Raw genomic sequence first — 16,646 nt, 5'->3', positions numbered from 1 at the left:
CCCCGGCACCCCGCGCCCCGCGCGTACGGCACCGGCCTGCGCCCACCCGTGCCGCCCAGCGGCACGACTGCCCGCAGGGCGCAGGGCCCTGACCACCTGCGGGCGGCTGGGCCGCCCAGAGGGGGGCACGGGCGGGCGCAGGCGGTCCGTACGCACGGGACCGCACGCCCCACGCCGCGTCGGGCGCGGTCACGCACGGGCAGACGGCCCCGCGCCGCGGGCGGGCGACACCCTGCGGCACGGGTCACGCGGCAGTGTGACGTTCGACGCGTCGGGCTCCCGGGGTGGGCACAATGGTTACCCGCGAGTAGCATGACCGGTGAGCGGGCGCTCAGCCGCGCCCCTCACCGCAGCATCACGCAGCAGTGCCGCAGTCCGCACACCCCTGGAGGAGAGCCATCGTGCCTCGTACCGTCAGGGACGTCGTCTTCGTCGACGGCGTCCGTACCCCGTTCGGCAAGGCGGGCCCGAAGGGCATCTACCACGAGACCCGCGCCGACGACCTCGTCGTGAAGTCGATCCGGGAGCTGCTGCGCCGCAACCCGAACCTCGACCCGGCGAAGATCGACGAGGTCGCGATCGCCGCGACGACCCAGATCGGCGACCAGGGCCTGACCCTGGGCCGTACGGCCGGCGTCCTCGCGGGTCTCCCGCAGAGCGTCCCGGGCTACTCCATCGACCGCATGTGCGCCGGTGCGATGACCGCGGTGACCACCACCGCCGGCTCGATCGCCTTCGGCGCCTACGACGCCGTCATCGCCGGCGGCGTGGAGCACATGGGCCGCCACCCCATGGGTGAGGGCGTCGACCCGAACCCGCGGCTGGTCAGCGAGAAGCTGGTCGACGAGTCCGCCCTGTTCATGGGCATGACCGCCGAGAACCTGCACGACCGCTACCCGGCGATCACCAAGGAGCGCGCGGACAAGTACGCCGTCGCCTCCCAGGAGAAGGCCGCCAAGGCGTACGCGAACGGGAAGATCCAGCAGGACCTCGTCCCGATCTCGGTCCGCCGCACCGCAGCGGCCAATGGCGGCTCCGCCGCGGGGTCGGCCGGCGAGACCGGCTTCGGCCTGGTCACCGCCGACGAGCCGATGCGCCCGGGCACCACGCTGGAGAACCTGGCCGGCCTCAAGACGCCCTTCCGCGTCCACGGCCGCGTCACCGCGGGCAACGCCGCCGGTCTGAACGACGGCGCCACCGCGGCCCTCCTCGCCTCCGAGGAGTTCGCCACCGAGAACGGCCTGCCGGTCAAGATGCGCCTGGTCTCCTACGCCTTCGCCGGCGTGGAGCCCGAGGTCATGGGTTACGGCCCGATCCCGGCCACCGAGAAGGCCCTCGCCAAGGCCGGCCTGTCCATCGAGGACATCGGCCTGTTCGAGATCAACGAGGCCTTCGCCGTCCAGGTGCTCGCCTTCCTCGAGCACTACGGCATCGCCGACGACGACGCCCGCGTCAACCAGTACGGCGGCGCCATCGCCTACGGTCACCCGCTGGCCTCCTCCGGCGTGCGCCTGATGACGCAGCTGGCCCGCCAGTTCGAGGACCAGCCGCACGTGCGCTACGGCCTCACCACCATGTGCGTCGGCCTCGGCATGGGCGCCACGGTCATCTGGGAGAACCCGAACTTCGAGGGGGACAAGTGAGCAACGTCGCTGAACTGCTGAAGGGTGCGGCCGAGCTGTTCCCCGACGAGGTCGTCACCGAGGCGCACGTGCGCCACTTCGACCTCCCCCTGGGTGCGGGCCGTTTCGCCCTGATCACCCTGGACAACGGCTTCGACCACACCAAGCCGAACACCTTCGGCCCGCAGTCGCTGGCCAAGCTGGACGTGGCGATCGACCAGGTCGAGCGTGAGGCCGCGGCCGGCGAGATCGTCGGCATCGGTATCACCGGCAAGCCGTTCATCTTCGCCGTCGGCGCCGACCTCAAGGGCGTCGAGGCGCTGAAGGACCGCGAGCACGCGGTGGCGATCGGCAAGGGCGGCCACGACGTCTTCAAGCGTCTGGGCACCCTGGCCGTCCCGACCTTCGCGTACTACAACGGCGCGGCCATGGGCGGCGGCGTCGAGGTCGGTCTGCACTGCCGGTACCGCACGGTCTCCGCCGCGCTGCCCGCGTTCTCCCTCCCCGAGGTCTTCCTCGGCCTGGTCCCCGGCTGGGGCGGCTGCACCCTGCTGCCGAACCTGATCGGCGCGGACAAGGCCGTATCGGTGATCATCGAGAACTCGCTCAGCCAGAACCGCCAGCTCAAGGGCAAGCAGGTCTTCGAACTGGGCATCGCCGACGCCCTGTTCGAGGGCGCGGACTTCCTCGAGCAGTCGCTGGTGTGGACGGCGGCCGTCCTCAAGGGCGAGATCGTCGTCGACCGCCCGGAGATCGACCGCGGCGAGGGCTGGGACCAGGCCGTCGAGCGCGGCCGGTTCGTCGCCGACTCCAAGGTGCACGGCGCGGCCCCGGCCGCCTACCGCGCGCTGGAGATCATCGCGAACGCCAAGGACGGCGACCTCCAGGCGGGCTACGACGCCGAGGACGAGGCCCTCGCGGACCTCATCATGGGCGACGAGCTGCGCTCGGGCCTGTACGCCTTCAACCTGGTGCAGAAGCGCGCCAAGCGCCCGGCCGGCGCGCCGGACAAGTCGCTGGCCCGCCCGGTCACCAAGGTGGGCGTCGTCGGCGCCGGCCTGATGGCCTCGCAGCTGGCGCTGCTGTTCCTGCGCCGCCTCGAGGTGCCGGTCGTGCTCACCGACATCGACCAGGCGCGGATCGACAAGGGTGTGGGCTACGTCCACTCCGAGATCGACAAGCTGCTCGGCAAGGGCCGCATCAACCAGGACAAGGCCAACCGCCTCAAGGCGCTGGTCACCGGTGTCCTGGACAAGGCCGAGGGCTTCTCGGACGCGGACTTCGTGATCGAGGCCGTCTTCGAGGAGATGGGCGTCAAGCAGCAGGTGTTCGCCGAGGTCGAGGCCGTCGCCCCGGCCCACGCGATCCTGGCGACCAACACCTCCTCGCTGTCGATCAGCGAGATGGCGTCGAAGCTGAAGAACCCCGAGCGGGTCGTCGGCTTCCACTTCTTCAACCCGGTCGCCGTCCTGCCGCTGCTGGAGATCGTCCGCGGCGAGCAGACCGACGACGCCTCGCTGGCCACGGCGTTCGCCGTGGCGCGCAAGCTGAGGAAGACCGCGGTACTGGTGAAGGACGCCCCGGCGTTCGTCGTCAACCGCATCCTCACCCGCTTCATGGGCGAGGTGCAGAACGTGATCGACGAGGGCACCCCGGTGGCCGTGGCGGAGAAGGCGGTCGAGCCGCTGGGCCTGCCGATGTCCCCGCTGGTGCTCCTGGAGCTGGTCGGCCCCGCCATCGGCCTGCACGTCTCCGAGACGCTCAACCGCGCGTTCCCGGACCGCTTCACCGTCTCCGGCAACCTCAAGCGGGTCGTCGAGGCCGGCAAGCGCGGCTTCTACGTCTACGACTCCGGCAAGCCGGAGCTGGACCCGGAGGTCGCCGCCCTCCTGCAGCAGGGCGACACCGTCCTGTCCGAGGAGCAGGTCCGCGAGCGGGTCCTGGGCGCGGTCGCCCAGGAGATCGGCCTGATGCTCGACGAGGGCGTCGTGGCCGAGGCGCAGGACATCGACCTGTGCCTGATCACCGGTGCGGGCTGGCCCTTCCACCTGGGCGGCATCACGCCGTACCTGGACCGTGAGGGCGTCTCCGAGCGCGTCAACGGCAAGCGGTTCCTGGCGCCGGGCGTGGCGTCGGTTCCCGCGTAACACCTGCGGCGCGTGACGCGAAGGGCCCCCGCCTCCCGGCGGGGGCCCTTTCCGCTTCCCGTCCCGTCTCCCGGTGGGGTTCCGTTCTCACGGGCGGGCGAGGACGGCGAGCGCGGTCGCCACCTTCCGCTCCTCGCCGGTGCGTCCGGGCACTTCGGCCGGGTGGTTGCGGAGCCGGCCGGCGACGACCATGGTGCTGGAACCGCCGCCGTCCAGGTTCATGGCGTCCGACGCGCCGAGCGAGACGAGTATCCGGGCCGCCTCGTCCAGCCGTACCCCCACGCTGGCGCCGGGCCGGCGGCCGTCGACGACGACCAGCAGGAGGGAGCCGTCCGACGTCACTCCGGCGAGGGTCCGGGGCTCCCTGGGCACGAGGACGGTGTCCGGGAAGCCGTCGGCCGCCGCGTCGACCCGGACGCGCCCGTCACGGACGAGGCGGGGTCCGGCACCGAGAACGGACACCCCTGCGCCGCCCACCTCTCGGCCGGCGTCGTCCGTCGTCCTGTGGGTCACGGTGAGGACGCTCCCCACCGCGCCGTGGCTCCGCAGCCACCGGGCACCTTCGCCGGTGCCCACCAGGGTCCTGCCCACGGGCGGAACGGCTCCTCCGGCGGGCGAACGCAGTGCCGTCACCCGCCCGTGGCCGTCCAGGACCGCCTCGACGCTCCCCGGTCCGGCGTCCGGTGAGCGCGCCCCCCACTGGGGGCGGAAGTCGACGATCTCGGAGGGGTCCACGCAGAGCCGGCCCCGCGCGGGTGCGGTGACGGTCCCGGCCGTGCCCGCCGACCGGTCACCGCCGACGCCCCCGCAGCCGAGGATCCGTCCCGGCCGGCGGTCGATCCCGTCCACGGTGCGGGCCGCGCCGTCCGAGGAGGTCACCGTCGAGGCGGTCGACAGTGCGGTGATCCGCGGCCGGGCCCCGTCGCCCAGCACCAGTGAGGTCGTGCCGTTCAGCGCCTCGCTCAGCAGCTCCCCATCGGTGCCGTAGGCCCCCAGCGGGTCGCCCTCGTACCCCCCGAAATGCACACCGGTGGCGATGTCGAAGAACGACCCGTTCACCGCGGCGACGGCACCGTCGGTCATCTCACGGACCGTCCGCGCGGTGGCCAGGTCCTCGCCGTGCACGCCACGGACCGTGACGTCGGCGTCCCGGGCCACCGTCAGCACGTGCAGCCGGACGGGCTGTCCGTCCTCGAGCAGCCGGGTCGCGGCGTGGTACGTCACTCCCCGGGGCATCGCGGGCCGCGCACCGGTGGCGTGCGGCGCCGCCCCCTGCCGGGCCTGCGGCTCGGCCCCGCCGCAGGAGACGAGCAGCAGGGCCAGCGCGGCGGCGACCGCCGGCCAGAACCGCGGGACGAACCGGCGCATCAGCCGGTGCGGAGGGTGTGGGCCGGGGGTCCGTCAGGCCGCACCGACCCACCTGTCGGTCGTCGTCTCCGCGGCCGCCGGCAGGGCTCCCACCGGGCCGTCCGGCGCGAGCTCGGCCGCCGGCACGTCGCCCAGGGCATCGATCGCCTCGAAGACGCGCAGGCAGTTGTCCGTGTCCCGGTGCCCGAAGAAGCTCTGCACGCGCTCCCGGTACGGGCTCTCGACGACGAAGCCGAACTCGATGGAACGGATGATCTCGTCCACGGCATCGTCGACCGTCCGGCAGACCGGGCCGAACCCGTGCTCGGAGAGGTTGAAGTACCCGCGCTTGTAGTGCCGCCCGTAGAAGTCCTCCTCGTCGAAGGGCACGTGCACCAAGGGCGTCCCCATGTAGGCGACGTCGAAGAAGACGGACGAGTAGTCGGTCACCATCAGGGAGCACTCCCTCATGGCCTCCTGGACGTTGCGGGTGGTCGGGTCGGCCACGTGGACGGCGGGCGACTGAGGGGTGAAGTGCCGCAGGTAGGGACGGATCTCGTAGTGCGGGAAGAACTCCAGCTCCACTCCGCGCCGCTCCAGTTCCGCGGCCAGGCGCGGGTCGTGCAGCAGCGCGCGGTAGAACCGGAAGTACTCGGACTGGGTGAACGTCGTCCTGGCCGGCCCCGCGGACTTCTTGTAGGAGGCGGTGACGATCCACTGGCGCCAGGTGGGCATCAGCAGGATCCTCGGCTTCCCCTTGCGGATCGGCTGCAGCGCGTCGTAGCGCGGGAAGCCGGCCATCACGGCCCGGTCGCGGTAACCGGCCTCGTGGTTGAAGAACTCCTCCTCCTGACGGCCTGCCGTCACGAGCAGGTCGTAACTGGCGATGCGGTGGTCCGCACCGGAGGTGACGTCGTTGTACGTCACTCCGTGCTGCAGGAAGACGCGCTGGTAGGAGAGCAGTTCGCCGAACCGGTGCAGGAAGAGGACCTTCCGGTAGCCCTCGGGCACCAGGTAGGACTCGGAGTCGTAGGAGCCGATCAGCTTGGTCGCGTGCAGCAGGTACATGCGGTGCTTGAAGGACCCCAGCTTGATCACCTGGCCGTACTTCGCGACCTTGGCGTGGTCCGGCGCGTTTCCGTCGATGACGTAGTAGATCTTGCGGCGTCTGCGGTTCGTCCGCATCCACTTGAAGAAGTGGTAGGAGTTGTCCTGGGCCGTGTCGGAGCGCTCGCCGATGAGCCAGATCTCCCGTCCGGCCAGCAGCGGCCACATGAGCCAGTAGGCGAGGCGCATGCGCCATCCGGGGTTGCGCTTGCTCAGGATGCGGATCTCGCGCCGGGTCCGCCACAGCGCGTGCCGGGTCCTGGCCGTCACGCTCTTGTCGACGATGCGCATGTGCAGGGCGTCCCGGTCGCCGATGGTCAGCATGTACCGGTAGCGGCCGAGCCGTCCCTGCCCCTTCAAGCGGTGCAGCGGCAGCCGTGCCCTCATCACCACGTTGCGGTGCCTGGTGCGGTCGACGCGGTGCACCCTCAGCCGGAAGTCGCCGACGCCGAAGCCTTCCTCGGCGAGCTTCTCCACGGGTATCTCGGCGTAGAAGCCCGCGTACAGGTCCCGCTTGTTGCGGGCGTTCCACAGGTCACGCCGGTAGACCTGCACCAGCGGCACGGCGATCTTGACGTCGCCCTTCTGGTAGACGAACTCCAGCGGGTTCTCCAGCCGGCCGGCGATGTCCATGCCGGGGAACGCCATGCAGCCCTCGACCACCAGGACCTCTCCCCGGCTGCGCACGGACTCCACCACCACGTTGGGGTCGGCGACCCGCGCCGTCGCCGTCTCGAGGACGCCTCCGGCGAACGTGCGGTGGAAGCCGTCGTCGTCGACCTCGAGTCGGAGCGGAGCCGCCTCCAGGGCGGGCGCCGGATCGCAGAACAGCTCGAAGTTGCCGCTCTTGGCGGCGTAGTGGTCGAGCAGCTGCGCCGGGTTGGTGACGAGTTCCAGGATCACCTCGTCGGGAACGCGCGCGTAGTGCCCGTGCAGTTCGTGGAACATCCGCGCGAGCTGCGAGCGGCTGAGGACGTTCCGGGCGTTGCACAGGAAGCCCTTGTAGGTGCGGACCACGTAGCGGTGGAACATCCGCCGTATCTCGGGCCGCTCGGCGGCGGAGTAGTTGAGCAGGAACTGGTTCAGCCGCAGGTGGTCGCGGTAGTTCGCGGGCTTGCTCCACAACGAGTCCATGATCGACGACCCGTCGGGACGCCCGCGGTAGTAGTAGACCGGAGCGTCGACGATGCTGATGCCCTTGGCCCGCAGCATCGCCGGCAGCGTGGCCCAGGCGTCCTCGAAGTGCACGCCCTCGCCGAACTTGAGGCCGAGCCGGCGGAGCAGGTCCGTGCTGAACAGCTTGTTGCACGCGGAACCGCTGAAGATCAGGTCGGGAGTGTCGGCGAAGTCCTCGATCAGGCGGTCGCCGGAGCCGAAGTACGCCTTCCAGGGACCGTACGGGCGGTCGGGGAAGTTGACCAGGTCCCCCACGACGACCTCGCTGCCGTCGCGGCGCGCCGCCTGCAGCATGAGGTGCAGGGCGTCGGGGCCGAGGATGTCGTCCGAGTCGAGGAAGGTGACGTAGGGGGCGGCCACCTGCTCGAGGCCGTTGTTCCGCGCGTTGCCCAGTCCGCCGTTGGTCTGGTGCACCACGGTGACGTTGGCGTAGAACTCGGCGAAGTGGTCGAGGATCTGCGGCGTCTCGTCCGTGGCGCCGTCGTCGACCAGGATGACCTGGGTGGCGTCGAAGCCCCGCTGTGCGGCGATCGAGCCGAGGCAGTCCTCCAGGTACTTGGCCACGTTGTAGCAGGGCACGACGACGGCGAGCTCGTAGGGCCGGTCCAGGTGGCGGATCGGCGGGTGGAGGCGGCCGCGCCACCACATCCAGGGGGCGTTCGGGTCGCTCTGGTCGGTTTCGAAGTCACGCCGGCCGGACGCGGCGGACCGGAGGGCGAGGTTGCCGCTGACGGTGCGGTAGCCCTCGTACTCCTCGCCGTCCCGCACGAAGGTGAACTCGTCCAGCTCCATGTCCCGCACGTTCAGCGCGGAGCGGGAGCGGCTGCGGTTCCACTCCACGATGAGCGAGACGTTCCACACCGTGCTCTCGGAGAGGTCGTCGCCGAGCAGCGTGCCCAGGCCCGCGGTGCCCTTGAAGACCACGAACCGCTCGTCCACAGCGACGCCGGGGACCGGGACGACGACGTCCTTCTTGGTGTGGCGGTTGCGGACGGCCAGGTAGACCGACACGTTGTCGCCGGCGCCGATCCGGCCGAAGCGGTTGACCAGGTGGCCCTCGTAGGACAGCTCGCCCTCGTCGATGCCCCAGCCGTTGAGCTGGGCGTAGAGCGGCACCTGGGACAGGGGCGCGGCGGAGAGGCCGAGTTCGGTGACGTCGAGCATGCGGCGCGCGTCGGGGAGGTGGAGGTGGTCACCGGACCAGTAGACGCGGCCGTCCTCCTCCACCAGGTAGGAGGAGAAGACACTCTTTCGCTGGGCGTAGTCCAGCGTGGTCAGCGCGCCCTCGGTGTCCTGGTACATGAGGAAGAAGGCACGGACCCGGTCGACCGGCCCGCACAGCTCGAACGCCTCCTCGCTGACGGAGAAGAGGTAGGCGCTGACGACCTCGGCGAAGTCCTGCTGGAAGGCGGCGTCGCCCTCCGCCAGGGCCCTCATGTACAGCCTCAGGTCATGGGCGAGGAACTTGGAGTCCTTGCGCACCTTCAGGGACCACAGGCCGCGGTCGAGGAGGAACTGGTCCGTGGCACGGTGCACGGTGATCCGGTCGAGGATGCTCCGCAGCTCGCCGGTACGCCCGGTGATCGACGCGCCCTGGGTCTCCCAGAGCCAGCGGTAGACGGGGTCGGTGACGATGGTGATCCCGCGCGCCAGGCAACCGGCCACCGTGGAGAAGTAGGTGTCCTCGTAGAAGACGCCCTCGGGGAACCACACTCCGGCCGAGCGGAGGAAGTCCACGCTGTAGAGCTTGGCCGCGGCGATCGGGTCGGACAGCAGGGTCGGGAACTCCTCGAGGTTCGCGACGGTGCGGCTCATCGCGTAGACCTCGGGCGCCCAGGGTTCCGACTCGCCGGTGTCCCGGTTGACCCGCAGGGCCTTGCCCGCCGTGATGTCGCTCCCGCTCTCCAGCGCGCTGGCGACCAGCAGCTCGCAGGCGCGCGGCGGCAGTTCGTCGTCGGCGTCGAGGAACATGATCCACCGGCCGCTCGCCTGGGCGATGCCCCAGTTGCGGGGCGCCCCGACGCCTCCGCTGTTCTCGGTGCGGTTCAGGACGCGCACCCTGTTGTCGTTGCCGGCGAAGTTGCCCACCACCTCGAGCGTCGAGTCGGTCGACGCGTCGTCGACGACGAGGACCTCGACCAGCTCGTAGGTCTGGTTCAGGGCCGACTGGAGGGCCTTTCCGATGGTGGTCGCCGCGTTGTACGCGGGGATGACCACCGTCACCCAGGAGTTGTCCCCGTCCTGGAGCTGTCTCATCGGTTGTTCCCCCAGGATCCCTGGTGTCCGCCCTGCGCCGCCGGGGCCGCTTCCGGGTAGGGGTGGAAAACGTTGTCGTCGTGGCCGTGGGGGAAGGAGGACCCCGCCTGCAGCGGAAAGCCGTACGCGTCGTAGAGGTCGTTGGGCTGCGGGTAGGGCTGGAAGCCCGGGTCCTCGCCGGGTTCCGGCGCGCTGTAGCGCTCGTCGGCGAGCAGCGCCTCCTGGGCGGCCCGGCGGTGGCGCCCCCGGTGCAGTTCGGGCGCGATGGTCCCGACGCTCGCCGGGGCGGGGCTCAGCTCCTCCATGACGCGGCTGAAGTCACGCGTGGACAGCCAGAACTTGTACATGATCACGAACTCGAAGAGCATCAGCAGCACGGCCGAGACCGCGGTGGTCCACAGGATCCTCCCGATCAGCGGTCCCACGATGAACACGAACATCTGGAACTCGATGCCGCTGATCAGGTGCGGCCTGATGCGGGTGCGCAGCAGCATCCTGCGGACCCTGGTGTACCAGGGGAACTGGTCGCGGAACTGCTCGTGCAGGTCGATCACGTTGGCCGCCCCGGCCTGCGCCTGCTCCCGGAGCTGTTCGGCGCGCAGGTGCGGGTTGTCCCGGAGCAGGTCCTCCATGAAGAGGACCGGCCCGGCGTCGGCCCGGGCCCGGGCATGACGCTCGCGCTCGGCCCGGTCGGCCTCCTCGCGCTCCGCGGTGAGCTTCTCGATCTTGGCGCGCATGGACTGGCGCATCTTGTAGATCTGCAGGGCGTCGACGTACCGGAGCATGTCGAGGAAGACCACGCCCAGGGCCGCCAGCAGATAGCGCTCGTCGTCGGTGCGCAGGAACTGGCCGCCCATCAGGGCGAGGGCGCAGAAGAGGACGCGGATGCGGTCGAAGACGTAGTCCAGCCAGCCGCCGAAGACGCTGCCGTTGCCCTTGAGCCGGGCCAGCTTCCCGTCGATGCAGTCGAGGATGAAGCTGACGTGGTAGAGCAGGGCGCCGATCAGCAGTGACCGGGTGTCGCCCTTGAGGAAGAAGCCGGCGGACGCCAGGCCGACGAAGAGCGCCGCCCAGGTCACGCGGTTCGGCGTGATGAAGCGGAAACGCGCGAAGACGATCAGCAGGCGGGTGGCGACGGGATCGACGAGAAAGACGGTCCACCAGGCGTCCCGCTTCTTGACGGTCAGCTTCTGGACAGCCCTCAGGGACAGCTTGGTCATAGTTCCTCAGCCACACAGGACGGATCAGCGCCCTGCTCCTGCCCCTTTTCGCCCCACCCCCAGGGCAGCACAGATGAACCCAGGGCTGCACAGGGTTTCATTGAGAGTTGAACATTAACAAAACTTTCACCAACTCAGCCCTGTTTCAGTCCTTGACTGACGCGGGAAAAGTCACAAGCGATCGCGTACAACCATCGCCTTGTCTCATGTCTCAGTGGCCCACGATGTGCCAGGCTCCGAGCGTCAGAGGGTCGGACGGCCCTCGCTGCCGCGCCAGCAGCAGGCGCCGGCCGGCCTCCCGGACCGCCACCACGGTGCGGCCCTCGCGGGTGACGGCGACGGCCACGGCGCCGCGGGCGGGGGCCGGGAAGTCCTGCCACCAGAGGTCGGGACCCGGCCGGCCCTCGGGGTAGGCCCCCAGCCCTCCGGTAGCCGTGGCGCCGGAGCGGGCCAGGAGCGAGTAGGCCCACCCGTCCGCCCGCGCCCCGTGCGCGGTGGCCGGCGGCCCGCTGCCCTCGACGTCCCCGATAGGAAGGGGCGCGTGGACGCCCGGCCACCACGCCGCGGCGGCGTTGGTGCGCAGGTCGCGGAAGTGGACGGCTCCGGGTTCCGGCGCGGGCGCCATGCTGCCGGGCCGCACCGCGAAGGGGACCGTCCGGTCCTCCGCCCACGCCCCGTCCTGACCGAGGTGCCAGCGCACGACGGCATCGGTGTCCCGTGCGCGGGCGTACACCTCCACCCCGCCGTGCGGCGTCGTCACCGCCACCAGGTCGTCGGCGACCCGGGTGCCGCCCAGGTGCTGCCACGGCGCCCACGCCCCGTCCGCCGTCCGGCGCCGGCAGCTGATGCTGTGGCCGAAGTTCCGGACGAACACGAAGAGGTTGCCCGCGCCGTCGAAGGCCGCGGCCGGGAATCCGGTCTCCCTGCCACGGCGCCAGTCGGCCTGGTTCGGCGCGCCGAGCACGTTCCAGGGCGTCGGCGTCCGCCCGGTGCGGAACTGCGCCGTGTGCACCACGGCGACGTCCACCCCGCCGTCCTCCCGCGGTGTGCGGCTGAGCCCGAAGAAGTGCGGGAAGCCGTGGGGGTCGTGCACCACGGCGAGACCCGGCGCCAGCACCGGGCCGTCCAGCAGCTCCGGTCCCCGCCAGGCGGAGTCGTCGGGCAGCTCCTGGTGCCACCGCACCACCCCGGCGGCCGTGATCCCGACAGCGGTCAGCCTCCCGTCGAACCCGGTGGTCAGCCAGTTGACCGGTGCCGGATACCTGCGGCAGGCGGCCATGCCGAGACGGGGATCGGCCCCGGCGCGCAGGCAGTCCACCTCCACGGGGTTGCGGGTCTCCAGCTGGAGCGCCCGCGCCGCGGTGAGCGCTCCCGCCGCCACAAGGGCGCGGGCGGGGGGCTCCTGGTGCCCCGGGGTGCCGCTCGCCTCGTCGAAGGAGACGTGTTCCGGGTCGGGGTCCAGCGTCAGCAGTCCCGCGGGGGCGATGCGGCCGAGTTCCTCGCGCAGGGCCCCGGCGCAGTCGGCGGCCTCGACGTCCAGCACCCGGGGCCGGCGGGAGACGAGACAGCCCCGGTCCGCGGCCTGCGCCAGGGCGCGCTCCAGTGCCGCCGAGCCCTCCCCCGTTCCGGCCCGCAGAGCAACCACGGCGAGGTCCGATCCCGCCTCCGCGAGCATGACCAGCGGAATGGCGTCGGCGGGCTCCGGGACGACCACGGCGACCACGACCGGCCGGTCCGCGTTCCGGTCGTCCCCGAGGGGCGTGCGTCGGTCGGTCCTGCGCGTCATGCCTCTTCGTCCTTCTCCGCCGAACTCCTGGGGGTCATATCCGGCTCCAGCCGCCCAGGGTGAGCCCCGGGCCGTCCTCCTGATGCGCCAGGGTGATCGTTCCGTCGACGGCGACCGCCGACACCACCACCCGTCCGTGGCCGTCCAGCGCGAGCACCGGGTCACCGAGGCAGACCTGCCCGGTGTCCGTCCACCAGACCCCGTTGCGCTCGTCCTCGGCGACACAGACCCCCAGCATGATCCTGCCGTGGGCGCCGCGGTGCGCCAGCACCGTGCAGGGGTACCCGTCGAGGACGGTGCTCACCGCCGCGTGGCGTCCGTCGCCCGGATCCCCTTCCAGAGGCACCGGCCACTCCCCTGCCCGGACGGCGACCATGCCGCCGCGGACATCGGTCAGGTAGTAGGTCACCCGGCCGGGGGAGGTCTCCAGGCCGGTGATCGACCCGGGCACGGGGATCACCCCGAGGTCCTGTCCCCTCTGCGGTCCGGCTCCGGGGCTCTGCTGGTACCACGTCAGGACGCCGGTAGGGGCAGGGGCCACGATCTCCAGGTGCCCGGTGGAGGTCGGTACCGCCACGGGGGTGTCGAGGGCCGCGGTCACCCGCAGGTCCGTCCATGCCTCCCAGCGCCCCTGCGCGTCCTCGCGGCGCATCGAGATCCGGCCCTCGGCCGTGGGGACGAGAACGTGAAGGACGCCGCCGGTGTTGACCGCCGCGGTCGCCTGCCCCATCAGGGGCGTCCGCTCACGCTTGGCGTGCGGGTTGCCGATCGACCGCCATTCGCTCATCGGACGGCCGGCCTGGTACTGGATCGCGTAGACGAGATCCACCACCGGCGAGTCCGTGCCGGCGTCCCTCACCCGGCGGCCCACCACATGGGCGTACCGGTTCTCCCCCTGTACGACGGTGACGTGCGAGAGGTTCCTGGCGGGCAGGGTGTCGGGGCCGAGCCATTCGGCGCTCCCGGGCCGGCTCTCCGTCCACCGCAGGATCGTCTCTCCGACGTGCGCGAACGCGATGAGCCGCCCGTCGGGAGCTCCGAGCAGCCACAGCCCCGACACCACGGCCCGGGAGGCTTCGAACCCTGGCGAACGGCCCGCGGCACGCTGCTCGTGCCCGGGCGGGGAGGTGGACCGCATGCTCCGTGTCGTCCTTCCGGAGGCGCCGGGGGGCCGCTGCGGTCCCCGGCGCCTTTCAAGAGTTGCTCAGCAGTGTCAGCGTCGCGCTTCGGGGTGGCGCAGGCGCCACCCCTCCCAGGCGGAGGCCACCATCGAGGCGGCGTCGTGCCGCGCCTCCCAGCCCAGCTCGCCGCGGATGCGGTCGGCCGAGGCGACGACGCGGGCGGGATCACCGGGCCTGCGCGGCGCCACCACCGGCGCGGCGGCCGCGCCGTGGCCGGTCACCTCGCCGATCAGAGCGATCATCTCGCGCACCGAGACACCCTGCCCCCGGCCGATGTTGACCGTCAGGTCGCTGCCGGGCTCCCGCGCCGTCAGGGCACGCGCCGCCGCGAGGTGGGCCGAGGCGATGTCCTCGACGTGGATGAAGTCCCGCACGCAGGACCCGTCCTCGGTGTCGTAGTCGTCACCGAAGATCACGGGGGCGGAGCCCTCGGTCAGCTTCTCGAACACCATGGGGACCAGATTGAAGACGCCGGTGTCCGCGAGGGCCGCCTCGGCCGCGCCGGCCACGTTGAAGTAGCGCAGACAGGCGGTCCGCATGCCGTGCGCCCGGCCGGTGGCGCGCACCATCCACTCCCCCACGAGCTTGGTCTCGCCGTAGGGATTGATCGGCGCGCAGGGCGTCTCCTCCGTCACCGTGCCGACGTCGGGCATCCCGTACACCGCGGCCGACGAGGAGAAGAGGAACTCACGCACACCGGTGTCCGCCGCCGCCTCCAGCAACGTCTGCAGGCCGTGCACGTTCTCCCGGTAGTAGTACAGCGGCCGTGCCACCGATTCGGCGACCTGCTTCTTGGCCGCGAGATGCACCACACCACGGATACCGAGGTCCGCCAGCGTCCTGCGCAGCAGTGCACCGTCCAGGGTGGAGCCCTTCACCAGGGTCACGCCGTCCGGGACCCTGACCGGGTCACCGGTGGAGAGGTCGTCGTACACCACGACCTCCTCGCCCGCCGCCCGCATCGCGCGGACCACGTGCGCCCCGATGAATCCCGCCCCACCTGTAATCATCCATGCCATGGGCGCATACTAGTTCTTCATTCAAGTTCACGTATTGAGCACATGTCGACATTCGGTTCGCGGCCCCTGCCCCGTTGTGATCACTTGTGCACGACTTCTGAGGACCGCACCACCATGAGCCACACCTCGGCGGCACACCCGCCCGCGTCCGGACGCCGCTCGGACCGCAGAGCCCCGGACCGGCGCGGGCGGCGTCGCCGCGGGCGCGGCCGGATCGCGCTGCTGACGCTGCTGGTCCTGGTGCTGGCCGCCGGCGGCGCGGCGTACTGGCTGTACGCGGGGCTCGACTCCAACATCGACTCCGTCGACCTGGAGGAGGCCCTCGGCGACGACCGTCCCGGGAAGCTGCCGACCTCGGGGCAGAACATCCTCGTCCTCGGCTCCGACTCGCGCGCCGGGGCCAACGGCGCGCTGGACGGGGGCAAGGTCGCCGGGGCGCGGTCCGACACGGCGCTGGTGATGCACATACCCGAGGGCCGCACCGAAGCCGTCGCGGTGAGCATCCCGCGCGACACCCTGGTCCACCGGCCGAAGTGCGTCTCGGCGGACGGCGGCACCGTTCCGGCGGCGGACCGGGTGATGTTCAACTCCGTGTACGCGCAGGTCGGTCCGGCCTGTGTGGTGAAGACCGTCGAGAAGATGTCCGGGGTCCGGATGGACCACTACATGGAGATCGACTTCGCCGGCTTCAAGGAGCTGGTGGACGCGATCGGCGGAGTGACCGTCACGGTCGACCAGGACATCCACGACACCTCCAGCGGCCTGGAGCTCGCCGCCGGCACGCACCGTCTGGACGGCAGGGAGTCGCTGGCGTTCGTCCGCACTCGGCACGGCGTCGGGGACGGGAGCGACCTGGGGCGGATCGGGCTGCAGCAGCAGTTCCTGGTCGCCCTGCTGTCCGAGATCAAGCAGCAGGACCTGCTGGGCGACCCGGCCAAGACCTACCGCATCGCGGACACCCTGACCGAGGCCCTCACCACCGACGCGGAGCTGGCCTCGCTCACCTCGCTCGCCGACTTCGGGCAGAGCCTGAACGGGGTCGACCCGGCCTCGATGGACACGGTCATGCTGCCGGTGGAGTACGACAAGGCCGACCCCAACCGGGTGGTGCCGGCCGAGCCGCGGGCGACGGCGCTGTGGAAGGCGATCCGGTCCGACGAGGCGGTGCCGGAGTCGGCGCGGATGTCCCCCGCCGCGTCCTGAGCCGTCGGCCGGGCCGGGCGTCTGGAAGGCTGGGCCCATGGATCAGGACCTGCCGCTGCTGGTGATCGTCGACGCGGCCAACGTGGTCGGCTCGGTGCCCGACGGGTGGTGGCGGGACCGGCGGGGAGCGGCGGAGCGGCTGCGCGACCGGCTCGCCTCGCAGGGGCTGCCCGGGCTGCCCGGCGCGACGGGCGCGGTGGAGATCGTCCTGGTCGTCGAGGGCGCGGCGCGCGGGGTGGAGTCGGTTCCGGGCGTGCGGGTGGAGTCCGCGGGCGGGAGCGGGGACGACCTCGTCGTCGACCTGGTCGCCGCGGCGCGGCCCGGGCGGCCGTGCCTGGTGGTCACCGCCGACCGTGAACTCCGCCGCCGGGTCGTGTCTCTCGGCGCCGACGTCACGGGGCCCCGCACCGCCCGGGGCTGAGGCCCCGGGCGGTGCTCGGGGCGACGGCGGCCGCCGCACCTGCGCCTCGCGGCCGGCACCGCAACGCGGCAGACCCTGGCTGCTCCGGGCGCGCCCGCGGCCGCCGTACGGGGCCGGACGGCTGCGCGGGCGCCGCTGCCCGGGGCGCCGCCCGTGACTGC

Annotated in this window: 10 protein-coding genes; 4 read left to right on the top strand and 6 right to left on the bottom strand. The window is 71.6% G+C overall.

The genetic code is table 11. The features are described from left to right. Positions 1 to 401 precede the first annotated feature (401 nt). Both ACOV8S_RS03890 and ACOV8S_RS03885 read left to right on the top strand, forming a co-directional pair. Positions 402 to 1,643 (top strand): thiolase family protein, encoded by a 1,242-nt coding sequence (locus tag ACOV8S_RS03890; RefSeq protein ID WP_448316113.1) that lies wholly within the window; start codon positions 402 to 404, stop codon positions 1,641 to 1,643. Beyond that, positions 1,640 to 3,769, top strand: a complete 2,130-nt coding sequence (locus ACOV8S_RS03885) for a 3-hydroxyacyl-CoA dehydrogenase NAD-binding domain-containing protein (protein WP_448316112.1) — start codon at positions 1,640 to 1,642, stop codon at positions 3,767 to 3,769. Before ACOV8S_RS03890 ends, ACOV8S_RS03885 begins: the two co-directional genes overlap by 4 nt. A gap of 87 nt (positions 3,770 to 3,856) precedes the next feature. On the opposite strand, the gene ACOV8S_RS03880 is transcribed toward ACOV8S_RS03885, so the two are convergent. The 6 genes from ACOV8S_RS03880 to galE form a co-directional block, all read right to left on the bottom strand. Continuing rightward, positions 3,857 to 5,137, bottom strand: coding sequence for a phosphodiester glycosidase family protein (locus tag ACOV8S_RS03880; protein WP_448316111.1), 1,281 nt, complete (start codon positions 5,135 to 5,137; stop codon positions 3,857 to 3,859). A gap of 33 nt (positions 5,138 to 5,170) precedes the next feature. Beyond that, positions 5,171 to 9,655: a bifunctional glycosyltransferase/CDP-glycerol:glycerophosphate glycerophosphotransferase gene (locus tag ACOV8S_RS03875; protein WP_448316110.1), complete on the bottom strand. Its 4,485-nt coding sequence runs from the start codon at positions 9,653 to 9,655 to the stop codon at positions 5,171 to 5,173. Further along, complete coding sequence (locus ACOV8S_RS03870; protein WP_448316109.1) at positions 9,652 to 10,875, bottom strand: CDP-alcohol phosphatidyltransferase family protein; 1,224 nt, start codon at positions 10,873 to 10,875, stop codon at positions 9,652 to 9,654. The genes ACOV8S_RS03875 and ACOV8S_RS03870 overlap by 4 nt, the downstream gene beginning before the upstream one ends. Before the next feature lie 211 nt (positions 10,876 to 11,086). Further along, a complete protein-coding gene (locus ACOV8S_RS03865) occupies positions 11,087 to 12,661 on the bottom strand; it encodes a hypothetical protein (RefSeq protein WP_448316108.1) in 1,575 nt (524 codons plus the stop codon). Positions 12,662 to 12,695: 34 nt separating this feature from the next. Further along, on the bottom strand, positions 12,696 to 13,799 hold the full coding sequence (locus ACOV8S_RS03860; protein WP_448316107.1) for a hypothetical protein: 1,104 nt from the start codon (positions 13,797 to 13,799) through the stop codon (positions 12,696 to 12,698). Positions 13,800 to 13,874: 75 nt separating this feature from the next. Further along, positions 13,875 to 14,861, bottom strand: coding sequence for a UDP-glucose 4-epimerase GalE (galE, locus tag ACOV8S_RS03855; protein ID WP_448316106.1), 987 nt, complete (start codon positions 14,859 to 14,861; stop codon positions 13,875 to 13,877). A gap of 114 nt (positions 14,862 to 14,975) precedes the next feature. Between galE and ACOV8S_RS03850 the strand changes: the two genes are divergently transcribed. Beyond that, positions 14,976 to 16,064: an LCP family protein gene (locus tag ACOV8S_RS03850; protein WP_448316105.1), complete on the top strand. Its 1,089-nt coding sequence runs from the start codon at positions 14,976 to 14,978 to the stop codon at positions 16,062 to 16,064. 37 nt (positions 16,065 to 16,101) lie between these two features. Continuing rightward, positions 16,102 to 16,485, top strand: coding sequence for an NTP pyrophosphohydrolase (locus ACOV8S_RS03845; RefSeq protein WP_448316104.1), 384 nt, complete (start codon positions 16,102 to 16,104; stop codon positions 16,483 to 16,485). Positions 16,486 to 16,646 lie beyond the last annotated feature (161 nt).

The organism is Streptomyces sp. CO7 (assembly GCF_053474865.1).
The sequence above is the reverse complement of the archived record's forward strand: the minus strand, read 5'-3'. Positions and strand labels throughout refer to the sequence as shown.